Raw genomic sequence first — 17,171 nt, forward strand, 5'->3', positions numbered from 1 at the left:
ATTAAATCACTTATTTTCCGGCAATGCTCATTTGTTCAATAAGTATTGAACCACATTGAATGTTAGTTCTTGCCTCTACATCGCTACCAATTGCAACAATACGTTGATACATTTCAGCTAAATTACCGGCAATTGTGAATTCATTGACAGGATATTGGATTTGACCATTTTCAACCCAAAAGCCACTTGCGCCGCGCGAATAATCACCGGTGACTAAGTTAACACCTTGACCCATTAACGAGGTAACAATAATGCCGCGATCCATCATTTTTACTAACTCAGCAAACGTTGGCATTAAGTTAGTACTTTGCAAGCGCCAATTATGAATACCGCCAGCATTACCCGTGCTTTTAAATGTTTTCTCTTTAGTTGATAACTTTCTAGCTGAGTAGCTGCTAAGTAAATAAGTTTGTAAAACCCCACTGGCTATAATATCTTTATCGAAAGTTCGAATGCCATCACTATCAAAAGGCGCAGAACCCACTTCTTTTAATAAATGAGGTAGCTCTTTGATTGTAAGCCAATTAGGTAGGATTTCTTGATCTATTTTATCAAGTAAAAAAGAAGATTTTTTATAAATAGCGCCGCCACTAATTGCTGAGGCAAGGTGTCCAATTAAGCCAGTTGCAATTTCCGCACTAAATATTACCGGTACTTGCATCGTATCAATTTGCTGAGCACCTAAATTAGCAATTGTTCTTTTAGCTGCCTTCTCACCAACGAGTTCAGGCGATTCTAATAAATTAATATCTCGTGATGACGTATAAGCATAATCACGCTCCATCAGGCCACCGCGCTCGCCAATGACCGAACATGATAATGAATGCGAGCTAGCACGATAACCTTGTAACATGCCCTCGCTATTACCATAAACATGAATGCCATAGCTACTATTAAAATGCCCGCCATCACTTTTCGTAATTTCAGCAAAACCCAATGCCGCAGTTTCTGCTCTTGCGGCTTGTTTTATCGCTTCATCGACATTAAGTGAGCTCGGATAAAATAGATCTAAATCAGGACATTCAAATGCCATTTGTGATCTATCGCCCAAACCTGAATAAGGATCAGCTGAGGTATATTTCATTATCTCTATCGCCATATTAATCGATTGCTCTATTGCATGTGGCGAGAGATCATTGGTTGATGCATTACCTTTTTTCTGATCTTGGTATACGGTAATGGCGAGTACACCATCGCTATTAAACTCGATATTTTCTGTTTCACCTAAACGTGTACTAACATTAATGCCCGTTGATTTATTGATTGCAACTTCAACTGAATCGACTTTCTTTTTTGCGATCTCAATCGCATTTGCTATTACCGACTCTAGCTGTTGTTGTTCTTGATAAGACTGATTTTTTATTTGTAAGATATTCATTCATGTTATCCGAATATTGTGCATCAACACGTTTATATGACAATAATATTATTATTTGACCTGATTTAAACAAAAAAAGAATAATATATTCGCAATTTTTATTTAATTTCTGTCTTTGTGGTAATGATACGTTATAATAATACAATTAGTATTTATCATTTACATCAATTTAATAATATTTATTTAAAGATAACGTATGACACCATTTGAAAATGAAGATAAGAACGAACTGAACGATGATGAAGAGATCATCTATGTCAGTAAAAGTGAAATAAAGCGTGATGCTGAAGTATTAAAAAAACTTGGGGTAGAGCTTGTCGAACTAAGTAAACATGAGCTAGAAAGGATCCCGCTAGACGACAGTTTATCTTATGCGGTTGAACTGGCTCAAAAAATAAAAAAAGAAGGCCATCGTCGCCAAATCCAATACATTGGTAAATTACTGCGCAGTCGTGATATTGAACCTATAACGCAAGCACTTGATAAATTAAAGAATCGTCATAATCAGCAAATTGCTCAAGTTCATAAAATTGAAAAACTACGCGACCAATTAATTGAAACGGGCGATGCTGAAACGATTTTAAAAATTTATCCAGCAGCCGATAGACAACAATTACGAAATTTAGCAAGACTTGCCAAGAAAGAGCAAGAAGAAAATAAACCGGCTAAATCATCAAAACAAATTTTTCAGTACCTAAAACAATTGAGTGAAGTAGAATAATCTTTATAATAGACGTACTTTTTAAACAAAATTAGAGCTAAATTAGAGGACGAATAAATGGGACTATTAAATGTACCAGCAGGCAAATCATTACCTGATGATATTTATGTTGTAATTGAAATTCCAGCAAATGCTGACCCAATCAAATATGAAGTAGATAAAGAGTCAGGCGCTGTTTTTGTCGATCGTTTTATGTCAACTGCCATGTTTTATCCATGTAACTATGGTTATATTAACCATACGCTTTCACTTGATGGCGATCCAGTTGATGTATTAGTACCAACACCTTATCCATTACAACCAGGCGCTGTTATTCGATGCCGCCCTGTTGGCGTGTTAAAAATGACTGATGAATCAGGTGAAGATGCCAAGTTAGTTGCGGTGCCTCATACTAAATTATCTAAAGAATATGATCACATTAAAGATGTGGGTGATTTACCTGAGCTATTAAAAGCACAAATCAAACATTTCTTTGAACACTATAAAGACCTTGAAGCGGGTAAATGGGTTAAAGTTGATGGTTGGGAAAACGCTGAAGCTGCGCGTAAAGAGATCATCGAATCATTTGAACGAGCTAAAAAATAGTTTTATTCTTTAAAGTTAAAAAAGCGAGTTTTTAATCGTAGACAATTTGTCTAATACCATTAAAAATTCGCTTTTTATTTTATTCAAATCAACTAAGTGATATCGTCAATATTCTGTTTTTTCAATAACTCACGATGATATAAGTAAAAAGCACCCCGTGATAACATACGTAACTGAAAAATAAGATTATCAATTAATTTTTGTTTTTGTTCTGGCTCAAAATCGATCGCATCAGCCCCAGAGTTAAATACAATTGTTACCATCGCCTCTGCTTGAGCGACATTATAACGACGTGGCATGCTGTTCGCATTATCAAGATAATCAGTAAGCTCAAGAATAAAATGCTGGATCTCTCTGGCGATTGCCGATCGAAATGCGGCAGAAGTCCCTGCTCTCTCACGTAATAATAAAAAAAACACTTTGGAATTGTTATCAATAAACTCAATAAACGTGGTTACTGATGTTTGAATAACACTGCCGCCTTTTTCAATTCGTTTACGTGCTTGGCGCATCAGTTGTCGTAATGTCAAACCGCTTTCATCAACCATAGCAAGGCCCAGTTCATCCATATCGCGAAAATGGCGATAAAATGATGTGGGCGCAATGCCAGCTTCACGTGCGACTTCTCGTAAACTTAAGCTGGCAAAACCTTGCTCAGCATTTAACTGATTAAATGCAGCATCAATTAAAGATCGCCGCGTCCGCTCTTTTTGTATTGCCCTAACCCCTGAGGATTGAGGGCATTTAGTACTTTTCATAACCTGTAAATATTAACCTTTTTTCAAAAGTAACTCTTTCTCAGCAAGGACTTCTGGCATGCGAGAACGAATTTTTTTAGCAACTTGCTCATACCGAGAGCGTAGTGGCGAACCGGGTCGATAAATCAATTCAATCACCCGCGATGGAATAGGATCAACACAAGGAATATAACAAATATTATCACGTATTCGTTCATTTGGCGCAGCAAGTTCAGGGAACAAGGTAATTCCACGACCGGCTGAAATCATACTGCGTAATGTTTCAAGGCTCGTTGCCCTAAAACGTTTATCTTCTTCAATGCCCGATTGGAAGCAGTAACCCATCGCATGATCACGAAGACAGTGACCATCTTCTAGCATTAAGAATTTTTCGCCACGAAGCGCAGATAAATTAACCGTTTTTTGTTTGGCTAATGGATTGCTAGCAGGAACAGCTAAGAACATCGGTTCATCAAATAATTGTAACTCAATAAATGGATTTGTTTCTTTAACTTGCGCTAAGATAACGCAATCAAGCTTACCTTGTTCTAATTGTGACACGAGGACATGTGTTTGCGCTTCATGTAAATATAGCTCTAACGACGGATAAGCATCATGTAATAGGCTAATGATATGAGGAAGCAAATAAGGTGCAAGTGTTGGGATCAGACCAATATGCATCGGCCCAGACATATCTTCGCCTTGTTTACTTGCCATCTCTCGAAAGATTTGTACATTACGCAAGACTTCTCGCGCTTGATCAACAAGCATTAATCCTGTTTGGGTAAATAATACTTTTCGGCTCGTTCTTTCAAGTAGCATTACACCAAGCTCATCTTCTAATTTACGAATCTGTCCACTTAATGTTGGTTGACTTACATTACACGAATCTGCTGCTTTACGAAAATGACGATATTCAGCTAACGCTACAAAATATTCTAAATCACGAATATTCATGACTGCCCCCGACGGCGTTGTTTTTTATAAAATGAAAAGAAAAACATGGCAATAAAGCATAACAATAATTATTACTTTATTACCATAATTAGATTCATTCTATACGATTACGCACCACAAATTAAGCGTTAATTATTAATATCTTAAAGAAAAAATTAATGACAATTTTATACTTTTTTATTAACTTACTGAATCATTTAAGCTATTTTTAGCTTTTTTGATTGCAGTCGAAATTTGTATTGGGGCAACGCCGCCTTTAGCATTGCGTTTATTTAAACAAGATTCGATTGATAAAATAGCATAGACATCTTGCTCAATTACCGGACTAAATAACTTAAATTCGTCTATTGTTAGCTCTTCAAGCGCTTTTTTCTTAGCTATTGCGCCAACAACGGCTTCACCTACAATATGATGAGCTTCACGAAATGGGATCCCTTTAGCAACAAGATAATCGGCAAGTTCTGTTGCATTTGAATAGCCCTGCTTGGCGGCATTAAGGCATACTTGATGATTTATGTTAAGTCCATCTAAAACTAACGCTGCCATCACTAAGCATTCATGCCAAGTATCTAGCGCATCAAATAAGCCCTCTTTATCTTCTTGCATATCTTTATTATAGGCTAAAGGCAAGCCTTTAAAGGTCATCATTGCCGCCGATAATGCACCAAATACGCGACCTGATTTACCACGAATTAATTCTAATGCATCAGGATTTTTCTTTTGTGGCATCAATGATGAGCCAGATGTAACGCGATCAGATAACTCAACAAAATTAGCTTCGCCACTATTAAAAATAATCAAATCTTCTGCAAAGCGGGATAAATGATTCATACCGATCGACGCATTTGATAAAAGCTCCATCACATGATCTCTATCAGAAACAGAATCTAAACTATTATTGGTTGCTGTGGCAAAGCCTAGATTTTGCGCAAGTAATTCACGATCGATTGGGTAAGCTGTGCCGGCTAATGCACCAGAGCCGAGCGGACTAACATCAAGGCGCGCTAACGTACTTTGCATACGGCTCTTATCCCTTACTAACATTTCAAAATACGCAAGGCACCAGTGAGCAAACGTTACCGGCTGAGCTCGCTGTAAATGCGTATAACCTGGCATTATTGCATCTTGATATTGCTCGGCAGTATTAACAAGTTGTAATTGTAGATGGCTAATTGCTTTTATTAAATCAGTGATTTCAGCTTTACACCATAACTTAAGATCCGTTGCCACTTGATCATTACGGCTGCGGCCAGTATGTAATTTTTTACCAAGATCACCGACTTTTTCAATTAACTTTTGCTCAACCCAACTATGAATATCTTCAGCATCGCTTTGTAAAATTTGCGCAGCATCTTGTTGTACTGAAATAAGGAGTTCATTTAGGGCTTGCTCTAAGCGTTTTTGCTCATCAATTGACAGTATATTGACGGTAACTAATGATTTTGACCAAGCAATAGAGCCAATAATATCTTGTTCAGCTAAACGATAATCAAAACGTAATGAATCATTAAAATGCTTAAAACGCTGATCTGCAGCTTGGCTAAAACGCCCACCCCATAATGCCATAATTACCTCAATAATATTTATTCAATTTTATTTTAAGTGTCGAACCGATTCGACGATCTTCTATCTCTAATTGCAGTTAATATACAAACTCGATTTATAAGCAAAATATTTGATCATAGACTAATAATCAAGATTATTTGATTATCGCAAGAAAACCAAAGGCGACTTTTACATCGCCTTATTTTGTAGTTTAAAAAAGCGGTAATAAAACCTAGACTACTTTTTCTTTGTCGTTTTTGCTGTGGCCTTAGCTACTGACTTGGTTTTAGCCGCTGGTTTTGCTTTAGCTGCAGCTTTTACTACAGGCTCTTTTTTAGCTTTAACGACTTTATTACTTGCATCACTATTTAATGCACGAATACGCGATGATAATGAGAACAGACGAATAAATCCACCTGCGTGACTATGATCGTAAACGTCATCTTCGCCAAAAGTTGCAAATTCTTCATTATATAAACTGTTTGGTGATTTTTTCTGGATTGCTGTTGCATTACCTTTATAAAGCTTAACAACAACTTCACCATTAACATCTTCAGCCAAGACTTCGGCAGATGCTTGTAGTGAACGACGATAAGGGGCAAACCAACGTCCATCATAAACTACATAAGCCATTTCTAGCCCGAGTTGTTCACGCCATTTAAAGCAATCACGGTCAAGTACTAGCTGCTCAAGGCCACGCAATGCTGTCATCATTATCGTGCCACCCGGCGTTTCATAACAACCTCGTGATTTAATACCAACGAGGCGATTTTCAATAATATCAACCCGGCCAATACCATGTTTCGCGCCGATTTTATTGAGGGTTGCAACGCAGTTATAAGGCGATAATTTTTTACCATTAACGGCAACAACTTCACCTTTTTCAATGCCAATTGTGACTAGTTCAGCTTTATTTGGTGCATCTTCTGGTGATACTGTCCAAGCCCAACAATCGGCATTAGATTCATTCCAAGTACTTTCAAGCACCCCACCTTCGGTTGAAATATGCCATGCATTTTCATCACGGCTATAAATTTTTTCAATGGTTGCTGTCGTTGGTATTTTGCGTTTTTTAAGATAATCAATTAACGCCTCGCGAGAACGAAGATCCCATTCACGCCAAGGCGCAATAACTTTTAATTGTGGCGCTAGCGCGGTATAGGTCGTTTCAAAACGCACCTGATCATTACCTTTACCTGTTGCGCCGTGGCAAAGCGCATCAGCGCCGACTTCTAAAGCATATTCGACTTGAGCTTTGGCAATAATTGGCCGAGCCATTGAGGTGCCTAAATAATAGGTTCCTTCATAAAGAGCGCCCGTTTTTAGGACCGGATAAACATAATCTTTAACAAATTCTTCACGTAAATCAACAACACGGCAAGCAGCGGCACCCGAAGCCTTCGCTTTCTTTTCAACATCTACGAGTTCTTGTGGATCTTGCCCTACATTAGCAACAAACGCATAAACTTCACAGCCCTTATAATTCTCCTTTAGCCAAGGAATAATTGCTGATGTATCCAAACCACCTGAATAGGCTAAAACAACCTTTTTGATTCCACTTTGTTTCATGTTATACCCTTTATGAATTTATACACTTTAAATTAAAGTACTCACCGAATTAACACTATGTTTGCCAATAAATTCCCCGCAAACCGTCTTTAATATACTTGTTAGCTAATCATTAGGCAATGATTCTTGTGCCTGTTGGTGCGCCATTAAATAGATCAATTAATTGCTCGCTGTTTTTCCAACTTGCGATATCAATTGCTCGCCCTAATATTTTTGCTGCTTCAAATGCTGATCGCACTTTAACAATCATGCCATCAGTAATAACGCCCTGCTCAATCAATTGCTCGGCCGCTTGCCCCGTTAATGATGCAATGCGCTGTTTATTTTGATCTAATACACCTGCAACATCAGACAACAACACTAAATCGGCATTAATTGTTTTGGCTATTGCAACTGCGGCATGATCAGCATTAACATTCATTAAGTGGCCACCTTGTGTAATACCGATAGAGCTAATAATCGGTAAATAGTGATGAGTTAATAGCATATTAAGTAATGTATTATCGCCTGGTGACGCACTACCTACGCAGCCTAAATCGGCTGAAATTTGTTTAACAATCGCACTATTACCATCGGCTAATGATAAACCAACGGCTAGTAGCTGATGCTTTTTAGCTTGGGCAAGTAGCGTCTTATTGGCGCTACCCGATAATGCCCCAACAATAATATCGATTTGATCGCTTGGCGTTACGCGTAAACCGTTACGACGCACAACGGGCAAGGCTAATTTGGTCATTAACTCATCAACAACGCAGCCACCACCATGAACAATAACTAAAGGCCGTGAATACTGATTTTGATAATCCTTTATAACGGTAAATAATTTTTCGAGTGCCTCTTTGGTGTCGAGTAATACGCCACCTAACTTGATCACTAACGGATTCATATTATCCCCTAACCTTAAAGTAACGATGTGGTTTCATCAAAACCAAAGCGAATATTCATGCATTGCACTGCTTGAGCTGCTGCGCCCTTTAATAAATTATCTTCAACCGAGATTAAAATAAGATGCCGGCCTTTTAGTACAAAGCCGATATCACAATAGGGTAAGCCAATAACCGATTTTAACGCTGGCCAATCTTTTTGATAAATGCGAACTAACGGCTTACTTGCATAGTATTTATTTAATGTCGCTAAAATCTGTTCTGACGTTACGCCTTCATTCACTCGGCAAGTGATAGTTGCATGGATCCCTTGCTTAAAACTGCCTAAATGAGGGGTAAAAATAACCTCTTGAGCTAAGTGACTGGCAATTTCGGGTTGATGGCGATGCGTAAAAAGCCCATAAGCATGCAAGCTCACTTCGCAAAAATGATTTTTTAACGAGGCTTTACGACCGGCGCCACTTACCCCACTTACGGCATTAATCACTGGCCACTGCGTAGTATCAAGTAATTTGTCAACCAAAAGTGGTTTTAATGGTAGCTGCGAAGCAGTGGGATAACAGCCTGGCACTGCAATTAATTGCGCGGTTTTAATTTGTTTATCATTCCACTCAGCAAGGCCATAAACGGCGTTATCAAGCCAAGTTTGATGTTGATGCACAAAGCCATAAAACTCAGTATAAAAGCTAGCTGAATTAACTCGAAATGCACCAGATAAATCAAATACCGTGCAGCCGCGTTCTAAAAAATAGGGCGCAATATCATGACTAACTGAGTGCTCGGTTGCTAAAAATACGATATCGATGTCTTTGATTATTGAGGAATAGTCAGATGTTGCAAGTAAAGGAAAGTCAACTAAGCCCTTTAACTGTGGATGCAAATCAAAATCAGAAATTAATTTACCGGCATCAAGGCTTTTTTCTGATACGGTTAAACCCGCTATTTCAATGTGCGGATGTCGATTTAAATAATAAGCAAGCTGCGCGCCTGCATAACCACTTGCTCCAACAATTAACGCTTTTAGCATAACAGATCCTATTATTTAACCGCATAAATTGAGGAATAGAATAATAGATTTAAAAGCAGAATTCAACATTAAAATGAATTTTTATTCACTTTTATTGAATTTTTATTTAACTATTGGTATTAAGAAGATACGTAGTTTCATACAATTCAAAAAAAGAAGTCTATTTTGTTAACTTTCGCCCTGTTAATATGCCTTTTCAATCAAGGAATGGGTTGTGGATACTAGCCGTTGTATTATAGATTGCGTTTACTATTTAATAATTTTACTAATAAAATTTATATTGTTAGAAACTTGTAATAAGTGAGTTAAAACACAAGAATGATTTACCATTTACAATAATGAACAAACTCGTCAGGGGAAAAAGTGCTGAGGTCGAATACTAATGAAAACATTACTTAACCCAAAATAAGCCTAGAAAAAGAAAAATCTAAAGTATATTTTATCTGACGGTCACAGTTAAAAAACAGTTGACAGTCAGATAAAATTTGAGCTAGCACATTTTAAACTAACGATACCAAACTGGTGCAGATTCAGCTTGATAAAATTTAACCTTAATTCCTTTTTTCGCTAAAAATTCTCTTGCATTCGCTTTTGTTTTTATATTCGCATCAGTATCCTCATTACCAAAAATACTGATAAAAATTTTAGAAACGCGGCTAGACTTTATTTGTTTGAATATATGCTTATCATTTTCATCCATTGAGTGACCATGTATAAATAAAATCCCTGTCAACTCTCCTAAAGCCCTATAACAATAGTTTAGATAGGGATTATGTGCTATTCTCTTTTTCTTCTTTTCCCAAGTTGGTTCAGATACAAATAAAGGAAATTTTCCATCATTCAGATTATTCCGTACCTGATCAATAATAGTAGTACCATCACATTTGAATGCATGTTTTTTTATAGCTAAATCCGCATCATATATATGGAGTCCACCATGTAAAAAATATATATTTTGATCTGTTCCATATCCTTCCCAACGTAATTCACTTCTAAACCCATCGTCAGTTTTATAATCTTTTGGATCTAAATCTTTTTTATTTCTTGCCCAATAAAATAATAAATCGTAGTTAATTGAAAATATATTATTGAATTGAGATAAAAATGTCCTTACAGAAACATATTGCTCATCCGTAATTTCTGATGGTTTATCAGGATGAGTATTAGATATTGCTGTTATAAGAGAATTTTTAAGTAACTGAATATCAGAACTAATAGATTGAATTAATTCACTTGTAGGATCATATACCTTCAAAATTGTCTCAGTTGCGCACAAATGTCTAGAGACCACCTCAAAATCATATGTTTTCAAGCTATCAAAAAGAGCGCGAATCGTTTCATTTCGTAAACCAAAATCTGCTTTTTCAAATAAGTTCAAATAGTTAAAGATCTCAGCATTCCAAGCTTGTGAAAAACCATTTCCAAGTATTAACGATAATTGTTGATCTTTATCACAAGAATTAATTATTTCCTCAAAATTTAGCATGAATATACTTCCTTTAACATGTTAAAAAATTACTTAAACTATATTAGATGAATATCTAATGACCCACCCAATTACTCTTCATCTTCAATAGTAGGAATACAAGGCGATAAAAATGGATCTTTTTCTTTTCTTATTTTTCCTCTGGATAACACAAAAACCTCAAACTCATTGAAAGCATCATCAGATTCATCATTTCTTAGATAAAGTAATCCATAAGAGCCTTTGGCAATACTTGCTATATATTGGTATAATTCACGAATATCTCTCACATCTTGTGAGTAATGATTCGTGTTACCGCTAACAAGTAATTGGTAAGAACCATTAACGCCATGAATCTTGATAAAACCACTATCCTTATCTATTTGACGCTTCAAGATAAATGTATTGATATTATTTAAAATTGAATCCATCTCATTATCATCACTCTCATATGTTGAATCACTTATTGATATCCAACCATAATATTCAATCATTATATTTCCTCTCTATTTATTTTAAGGGCATGGTATCTATGATAACCTTCACACCATAACGATTACTATATTCATAAAGCTTATCGGTAACGACTTTTGCAGGAGTACCCTCAAAATGGTAATACACAGATCTATTTGTCTCTAGAGCCGCGTCAAAAGTTGCTTTCATTTGCTTCCTAACTGTTATATTCAATTGTTTTAACGCTGGTTTTGTTTGAGCTATATATAAATCAGAAATCACATCAAATTCTCTTATATCATTAGCAAATCTTACTCTTGATTTACCATCGATTTTGAGCGCAAGCATATCTGCTGCAGAGTCTGGTTTATTAACTTTAATTAAACCACCAGAATATTTACTTGTAACTTTTGCTATTTCAACAAAATCATCCGCATTCTTTAACTCAACCACATGTTGCTGGTTTTTAGTGATATTTTCAACTGAAATCGAGACGTCGTCGGCTTTTATTAACTGTCGTGGTTTTGCTGTCGCAATCGGTTTTACTTTAACCACATTATAGACTTGATTGGTGGCTTTTAATGCATAGCCGGCTTTGGTGATAACGCTGATATCAAATAGCCCATAAACAAGTTCACTATAACCTTTAGGCTCGCCAGCACACTCTAAAAACTGGGCGCCGTAAGTGGTTGTTGTATCTTGTGATAATAAACTTCGAGTGCCTGCTTGTAAGTTATCAAGCCCAATAAACCCGATAGTGCCTGCCAGTTTTTTCATCTGGCCGAAAGCATTTCGATTCATCAAGTACTTTGACATTGGGATTATGTTGCGCTGAAAAGCCATGGTTAATCTCGCTGGACATGGCCTATCTTGCTCAATACAACATTTACGGTTTTTGTCACCATCCAAAAGATATTACTGGTTAAGGCATTCATCTGATCGACGGTCGGGACCATCCCCAATTGATAAACGGCGCTGGCGTTCATTAAGGCTTTATTTTGCGTAATATCATCTGCATAATCCCCCAAATAACGTTTCCCTGTTAATACCGCAACTTGCTCTTTAATTAATTGCTACTAAATAGTAACCATCACCCAAGCGTTTCTGGATAGTGTTCGGTTCGGCTTTTAACTGCTTAAGCATATAATCGGAGCTTAACCACTCTTTTTATTGGTAAAGCGTGAGCTAGTTTCAATCAGGTAGTTTTTATCAACGTCTTTGTTGATAGTATAAATACTATTATTGGGTAACGGCGTGTTTGGTTCAACCAGCACAACCTTATTACGGCTTACATTGCTATTGGTTGGATCTTCAATATTAGCTGTTGGCAAGGAGCAATTTTCAATATAACGAAAGCTAATAGTAATTGCTTTATTAATATGTTTTTGTCAATTTTCACGCTATTAACTAGCTTTTTCAATCAAAGAATCGAGTTAGAAGATTAATTCATGCTTATTACTTTAAAATCGGTTATTTATATCGCTAAAAAAGGTAAGTTAATTGTTAAACTTGCGAGGTATATCACATAACTGAAAGATAATTAGGTCAGTTCTGCGATAAAAATCGCAGAACTGAGAAAGATCGAAATAAAGATTTCTTGTTTATTTTACTCTGCATATTCTTTACGTAGATAGAACCAACCTAGATTGCCTTTCTTATCATATAAAGAAACCGAAGGTTTAATAACAGTTAAATTTAAATACATACCTTTAAACTCTTGATACAGATCAGAAACAACCTCTGTATTAGCAATTTGCATTTCTTCCTCTTCATCTTCGGTTAGCTCACAATCGAAAAACATTTCTATCAATAAATCTGTTCCGTCCCAATTCGCTGTAATTCCTCGCATTTTTTTTGTTGCACGATCGAGTAAGCTATACATTGTATATAGCCTAACTCTATTTGTTTTTTCAAGTAATTGTTCTTTTGTTATAGTATTCATAGTTAAGGTCTCGCTGGTACAATATGTACGCCTGTTTTCGAATAATGAATGGTAAAATTATTTGTTGGAACAAATGAATCTAATGCAGGATCAAAATATTGTCCTATTACCTTATTTGTTGAGATTACTTCTTTTGAACCTGGTTTACCCAAAGGTGTTCCATTTTCTATATAGCGCCCCGTTCCCGCATGTTCATTGATTAACGTCTGAAGATTAACATCTGAATTAATAGGACTTCTTGGCATTTGGGCGCTTCCATTAGCTGTCTTATTCTCATTCGTTCCAACAATATGTTTATTTTGTTGTCCTTTATTTATTTTTAACTCTTTAAACTCCACCACATGTTGCTGGTTTTTAGTGATATTTTCAACCGAAATCGCAACTTCGTCGGCTTTTATTAACTGTTGTGGTTTTGCTGTCGCAATCGGTTTTACTTTAACCACATTATAGACTTGATTGGTTGCTTTTAATGCATAACCCGCTTTGGTGATAACGCTGATATCAAATAGGCCATAAACAAGTTCACCATAACCTTTTGGCACGCCAGCCCATTCTAAAAACTGGGCGCCGTAAGTGGTTGTTGTATCTTGTGATAATAAGCTTCGAGTGCCTGCTTGTAAATTATCAAGGCCAATAAATCCGATAGTGCCGGCCAGTGGGGTGCCAACGCCGGTTGCACCAATTGCCGCAGCCAAGTATAAACTGACCGCGCCGCCAGCCACTTGCGCTGAAGCAGTTAGATTACTTAACGATTTATCGCCGCCAATCATGGTATTTGCGTACATAATTCCCACATCACTTTCACCAAGGGTAAAGCCCGGCATTGATAGCATGCTTTGGTATTGGTTTTTTAAGGTCGGGAAGAATTCATCAACAAAGTCATTTTCAACGGGCGTAGCGATTAAGTTCCACTCGGTAATATGGGCATACTTAGTTGGAATTTTAATCTTGAGTTTATCATCAAGGCTAAAGCGGCCAATAAACTGAGCCGAGTTATCAGTAGCGCTGATTTGATAACGGTAATTCCGGTGTAGGGTTAAAGCGATAAAATCGAGGGCTTTTAACTCGATAGGCTTATAATTTAGCTTAGTGGTTTTAAGTTGATATTCTCGCCGCGTTTCTAGATGCTTAATGATACCCGGTTCACGTAATAGTTTTAGCAGTTTGATGGCAGTAAAATAGAGGCTTTCAATATCGGTTAGGCCATCAACTTGCGTATCGTGTTTTATTTGCGCTTGAAGTTTACTTTGATAATCTTTATCACTCTTGGTGCCATCATGGATTAAAGGCTGATTAAGGTACTCTTTGGCGATTTTAGCCAAGTCGCTATTATGATAGGCATAGTTAGCTTTATCATCCCCCTCACTGTGGCGTAAGTTCGCGAGTGATTTAACCGCTTGCTTGAGCTTATCAAAATCGGTAATTGCCCCCTCGCTATCATCATAAGCAAGGTCACCCATGCGCTGCTTGGCGGTAATAAAATGTGTTTGATTGAGAGTTAGCAATAGCTGATAAAATAGTGCACCAATTAGCTCGTCAGGCCGAAAGCATTTCGATTCATCAAGCACTTTAATATTAGGATTATGCTGCGCTGAAAAGCCATGGTTAATCACGCTGGCCATGGCCTCATCTTGCTCAATACTAAACGGTGAATTACCGGTGCGAAGTTGTTCGCTTAGTTCATCAAGCCAAGCTTGAGCGAGTTTTTTAACCCGAAGGGGCTGTTCGCCGCGTAGGCTTAAATCATAATGACCTTGTTTGCCGCCCAGTAGAATATGCACTTTGGGCAGAACTGGCGTTACTGAAAAAATATCACCGTGTTTTAAAAAAATCTCATCGCTGCTGGTTTTAGCAAAAGTGATATGCTGATGGCTATTGCCGGCATTACGAATATCGATTTGCTCAGGCTTGTGGTTAACTAAATCAACGATAATCCAGCTATCATCAGGCTCATATATCGGCTCTTTTATTACAGGTAAAGCGGTGATAGCTTCATTTGCTAAGGCGGAGGCGTTAACATAGCCATCACGCGGTGGCAATTCAATTAATACCAGTTGCTCACTAAAGAGCGCAGTTTTTAAGACGTCTGCCACTTTTTCGGCGCACTTTTGATAATAGCTTTGGTAGGGTAAACCAACTTGTTGCAGTAAAGGATAGAAATTTTTACAGCTATCGGGGCTTGCAACTAAGTGCTTAACGATATCATCGTAGCCACAGTCATAATAATGCTTAATCCGTTTGGGCTTGGTAATGTACCTGTTAGTATTTTGCCGAGTTTGATAGTAATCTTCTTGAAGTGCTTGCCACTCTTTATTTAACACCAATTGGTAAAAGTACATTGCGATGCGGTTCCTATTATTATTGTTATTTTACATACGCTAAACCGCATCAAGTTTAACATGATTTTTTAATCATAAAAAGGCCAGAAAATGTAAGTTAAAAAGCTAACTCATCATGAGTGAGTTTATAACGGTGTTAACTTTCGCTCTGTTAATATACCTTTTCAATCAAAGTTAAAATTTTGATATATCCCTCTAGGTTGAAAAGTCTCATATTATAAATTTTCTTTTTATACATTTTTTCATATTTTATTTAACATTTCTTTCCATATGGCGTCTGCGGCATTTTGTGCGCCATCAGCGGATTGTATCTTTTTTTGAAAAAGCAAAGCGGTTTCTTTAAATTTTTTATTTTCTAAAACATGTAGAATAGCGAGCTGAATATGCTGAGAACTCCATTTCCTGCGAGGGATGCGAATGCCAACACCGTGAGCTTCTATATTAGATAAGTTAATGAATTGTTCCTGCTGCATAGCGACGCCGACAATAGGTGTACCTGCACAAAGTGCTGTTTGCAATGTTCCTTGTCCACCATGACATAAAGTTATATCCGCCATTGTATTGACTCTCAATGCTGGAATGAATGTGTCTGTAATATAAACTCCGTTTCTACCGTTTAAAATTTTACGGGCTTTTTCCACAGAAAAGTGGGGGGAAAGAATAACTACATTCCAGCTTAAACCTGGGCCATATGTAAATGCTTGCAAAAGTGGTTTTAACATTTCTTCGGAACCAGAACTACTTAATGTACAAAATATTTTTGGGTGACTAACATTTGAACTAAAAACATCTAAAATACCGGGTTCAATGGCTCTTGTATCATTGGGGATGGCAAATAAGGGCCCTGTAAATTTGACATTAGATGGAAACTTATCAAGCATGTAGTAATCAGGTAAATCATTTACAATTATTAAATTAGCCTTCAGTAAATCAAAAACATTCACCAATTTATCTTTGTCCCAACCTATGCTATAAGCAGCGTGCCTTATATTGTTTTGACGCAATATCGGAACTCTATTTTTTACAAATTTAGGGATTTTCCGAAAAATAAATAATCGTAACCATTTTGGTAATAGAGAAAATATTTTAATTTGTTCAGGAATATCCGGCAGTACATCAAAAAAATCAGGAACCAATGGCAAAGGTGCAAAACAAATCCCAGGTATCTCTCGCTTTGTCATTCGACGAGCTAATCCTGCAATAGGCCAAAACCCATACAACACAATATCAGGTTTTATATCGTTATATGCCGCAATCTCACCAAATAATAATTCTTTGGCTAAGTCTTCTGTGCCAATCAGATTGCTTATCGTCATACCTAAATCTTGATATAAGCCTTCACCAGGCAATTTCGGCGTGGCATGATAGATGTCAAAGTTCAACGCACGAACATTTTGTTCAAAACGACTTCCATGTGAGATAAATACAATGCGAGCATTAATCCCAGCGGGTTGATATTTTTTAACCGCTTTTGCGATTTCAATTGCGCGGGTGGCATCGCCAGCATCTTGAAAAGCAGTGCTAATGACAATAGTTATTTCTTTCATAATGTGTATTTTTCATAAAGGG

Annotated in this window: 17 protein-coding genes; 2 read left to right on the forward strand and 15 right to left on the reverse strand. The window is 37.0% G+C overall.

The features are described 5' to 3' along the window. Nucleotides 1-10 precede the first annotated feature (10 nt). The gene (gene pmbA / locus RHO14_09985) at nucleotides 11-1,378 is read right to left on the reverse strand and encodes a metalloprotease PmbA (GenBank protein ID WVD70681.1); all 1,368 of its coding nucleotides are present in this window, start codon (nucleotides 1,376-1,378) and stop codon (nucleotides 11-13) included. Between the two features lie 196 nt (nucleotides 1,379-1,574). On the opposite strand from pmbA, the gene yjgA reads away from it, so the two are divergent. Both yjgA and ppa read left to right on the forward strand, forming a co-directional pair. Further along, entirely contained in the window at nucleotides 1,575-2,099 is a 525-nt protein-coding gene (yjgA, locus tag RHO14_09990; protein WVD70682.1) for a ribosome biogenesis factor YjgA, read from the forward strand. A 57-nt stretch (nucleotides 2,100-2,156) separates the two neighbouring features. After that, nucleotides 2,157-2,684, forward strand: a complete 528-nt coding sequence (gene ppa / locus RHO14_09995; protein WVD70683.1) for an inorganic diphosphatase — start codon at nucleotides 2,157-2,159, stop codon at nucleotides 2,682-2,684. Between the two features lie 92 nt (nucleotides 2,685-2,776). Here the strand turns inward: ppa and fabR are convergent, their stop codons facing one another. The 14 genes from fabR to RHO14_10065 all read right to left on the reverse strand — a co-directional run bounded on the left by fabR (nucleotide 2,777) and on the right by RHO14_10065 (nucleotide 17,149). Beyond that, the gene (fabR, locus tag RHO14_10000; protein ID WVD70684.1) at nucleotides 2,777-3,442 is read right to left on the reverse strand and encodes an HTH-type transcriptional repressor FabR; all 666 of its coding nucleotides are present in this window, start codon (nucleotides 3,440-3,442) and stop codon (nucleotides 2,777-2,779) included. A 12-nt stretch (nucleotides 3,443-3,454) separates the two neighbouring features. Beyond that, nucleotides 3,455-4,378 carry a DNA-binding transcriptional regulator OxyR gene (oxyR, locus tag RHO14_10005; protein ID WVD70685.1) on the reverse strand — a complete coding sequence of 308 codons (924 nt, stop codon included), beginning with the start codon at nucleotides 4,376-4,378 and terminating at the stop codon, nucleotides 3,455-3,457. A 180-nt stretch (nucleotides 4,379-4,558) separates the two neighbouring features. Beyond that, the gene (argH, locus tag RHO14_10010; protein ID WVD70686.1) at nucleotides 4,559-5,944 is read right to left on the reverse strand and encodes an argininosuccinate lyase; all 1,386 of its coding nucleotides are present in this window, start codon (nucleotides 5,942-5,944) and stop codon (nucleotides 4,559-4,561) included. 216 nt (nucleotides 5,945-6,160) lie between these two features. Next, on the reverse strand, nucleotides 6,161-7,492 hold the full coding sequence (locus tag RHO14_10015; GenBank protein WVD70687.1) for an argininosuccinate synthase: 1,332 nt from the start codon (nucleotides 7,490-7,492) through the stop codon (nucleotides 6,161-6,163). Nucleotides 7,493-7,604: 112 nt separating this feature from the next. Continuing rightward, on the reverse strand, nucleotides 7,605-8,378 hold the full coding sequence (argB, locus tag RHO14_10020; protein WVD70688.1) for an acetylglutamate kinase: 774 nt from the start codon (nucleotides 8,376-8,378) through the stop codon (nucleotides 7,605-7,607). A gap of 14 nt (nucleotides 8,379-8,392) precedes the next feature. Beyond that, the gene (argC, locus tag RHO14_10025; GenBank protein WVD70689.1) at nucleotides 8,393-9,403 is read right to left on the reverse strand and encodes an N-acetyl-gamma-glutamyl-phosphate reductase; all 1,011 of its coding nucleotides are present in this window, start codon (nucleotides 9,401-9,403) and stop codon (nucleotides 8,393-8,395) included. A 505-nt stretch (nucleotides 9,404-9,908) separates the two neighbouring features. Continuing rightward, complete coding sequence (locus RHO14_10030) at nucleotides 9,909-10,889, reverse strand: DUF4917 family protein (GenBank protein WVD70690.1); 981 nt, start codon at nucleotides 10,887-10,889, stop codon at nucleotides 9,909-9,911. A gap of 71 nt (nucleotides 10,890-10,960) precedes the next feature. Beyond that, on the reverse strand, nucleotides 10,961-11,362 hold the full coding sequence (locus RHO14_10035; protein ID WVD70691.1) for an Imm7 family immunity protein: 402 nt from the start codon (nucleotides 11,360-11,362) through the stop codon (nucleotides 10,961-10,963). A gap of 16 nt (nucleotides 11,363-11,378) precedes the next feature. Then, nucleotides 11,379-12,098 carry a restriction endonuclease fold toxin gene (locus tag RHO14_10040; protein ID WVD70692.1) on the reverse strand — a complete coding sequence of 240 codons (720 nt, stop codon included), beginning with the start codon at nucleotides 12,096-12,098 and terminating at the stop codon, nucleotides 11,379-11,381. Nucleotides 12,099-12,166: 68 nt separating this feature from the next. Then, nucleotides 12,167-12,349, reverse strand: a complete 183-nt coding sequence (locus RHO14_10045; protein ID WVD70693.1) for a hypothetical protein — start codon at nucleotides 12,347-12,349, stop codon at nucleotides 12,167-12,169. Between the two features lie 126 nt (nucleotides 12,350-12,475). Beyond that, nucleotides 12,476-12,652 (reverse strand): hypothetical protein, encoded by a 177-nt coding sequence (locus RHO14_10050; protein ID WVD70694.1) that lies wholly within the window; start codon nucleotides 12,650-12,652, stop codon nucleotides 12,476-12,478. Between the two features lie 275 nt (nucleotides 12,653-12,927). Beyond that, complete coding sequence (locus RHO14_10055; protein ID WVD70695.1) at nucleotides 12,928-13,263, reverse strand: hypothetical protein; 336 nt, start codon at nucleotides 13,261-13,263, stop codon at nucleotides 12,928-12,930. Nucleotides 13,264-13,265: 2 nt separating this feature from the next. Next, nucleotides 13,266-15,602: a polymorphic toxin type 50 domain-containing protein gene (locus tag RHO14_10060; protein WVD70696.1), complete on the reverse strand. Its 2,337-nt coding sequence runs from the start codon at nucleotides 15,600-15,602 to the stop codon at nucleotides 13,266-13,268. 242 nt (nucleotides 15,603-15,844) lie between these two features. Further along, nucleotides 15,845-17,149, reverse strand: coding sequence for a glycosyltransferase (locus RHO14_10065; GenBank protein ID WVD70697.1), 1,305 nt, complete (start codon nucleotides 17,147-17,149; stop codon nucleotides 15,845-15,847). Between the last annotated feature and the right edge of the window lie 22 nt (nucleotides 17,150-17,171).

The sequence above is a fragment of the Orbaceae bacterium lpD04 genome, assembly GCA_036251935.1.
Classification (GTDB): domain Bacteria; phylum Pseudomonadota; class Gammaproteobacteria; order Enterobacterales; family Orbaceae; genus Orbus; species Orbus wheelerorum.

Coding starts and splice junctions, on each gene's coding strand:
- RHO14_10065 (WVD70697.1), bottom strand. CDS start 17,149: ATGAAAGAAATAACTATTGTCATTAGCACTGCTTTTCAAGATGCTGGC.
- argC (WVD70689.1), bottom strand. CDS start 9,403: ATGCTAAAAGCGTTAATTGTTGGAGCAAGTGGTTATGCAGGCGCGCAG.
- RHO14_10030 (WVD70690.1), bottom strand. CDS start 10,889: ATGCTAAATTTTGAGGAAATAATTAATTCTTGTGATAAAGATCAACAA.
- pmbA (WVD70681.1), bottom strand. CDS start 1,378: ATGAATATCTTACAAATAAAAAATCAGTCTTATCAAGAACAACAACAG.
- argH (WVD70686.1), bottom strand. CDS start 5,944: ATGGCATTATGGGGTGGGCGTTTTAGCCAAGCTGCAGATCAGCGTTTT.
- RHO14_10060 (WVD70696.1), bottom strand. CDS start 15,602: ATGTACTTTTACCAATTGGTGTTAAATAAAGAGTGGCAAGCACTTCAA.
- RHO14_10040 (WVD70692.1), bottom strand. CDS start 12,098: ATGAAAAAACTGGCAGGCACTATCGGGTTTATTGGGCTTGATAACTTA.
- fabR (WVD70684.1), bottom strand. CDS start 3,442: ATGAAAAGTACTAAATGCCCTCAATCCTCAGGGGTTAGGGCAATACAA.
- RHO14_10055 (WVD70695.1), bottom strand. CDS start 13,263: ATGAATACTATAACAAAAGAACAATTACTTGAAAAAACAAATAGAGTT.
- argB (WVD70688.1), bottom strand. CDS start 8,378: ATGAATCCGTTAGTGATCAAGTTAGGTGGCGTATTACTCGACACCAAA.
- oxyR (WVD70685.1), bottom strand. CDS start 4,378: ATGAATATTCGTGATTTAGAATATTTTGTAGCGTTAGCTGAATATCGT.
- RHO14_10015 (WVD70687.1), bottom strand. CDS start 7,492: ATGAAACAAAGTGGAATCAAAAAGGTTGTTTTAGCCTATTCAGGTGGT.
- ppa (WVD70683.1), top strand. CDS start 2,157: ATGGGACTATTAAATGTACCAGCAGGCAAATCATTACCTGATGATATT.
- yjgA (WVD70682.1), top strand. CDS start 1,575: ATGACACCATTTGAAAATGAAGATAAGAACGAACTGAACGATGATGAA.
- RHO14_10035 (WVD70691.1), bottom strand. CDS start 11,362: ATGATTGAATATTATGGTTGGATATCAATAAGTGATTCAACATATGAG.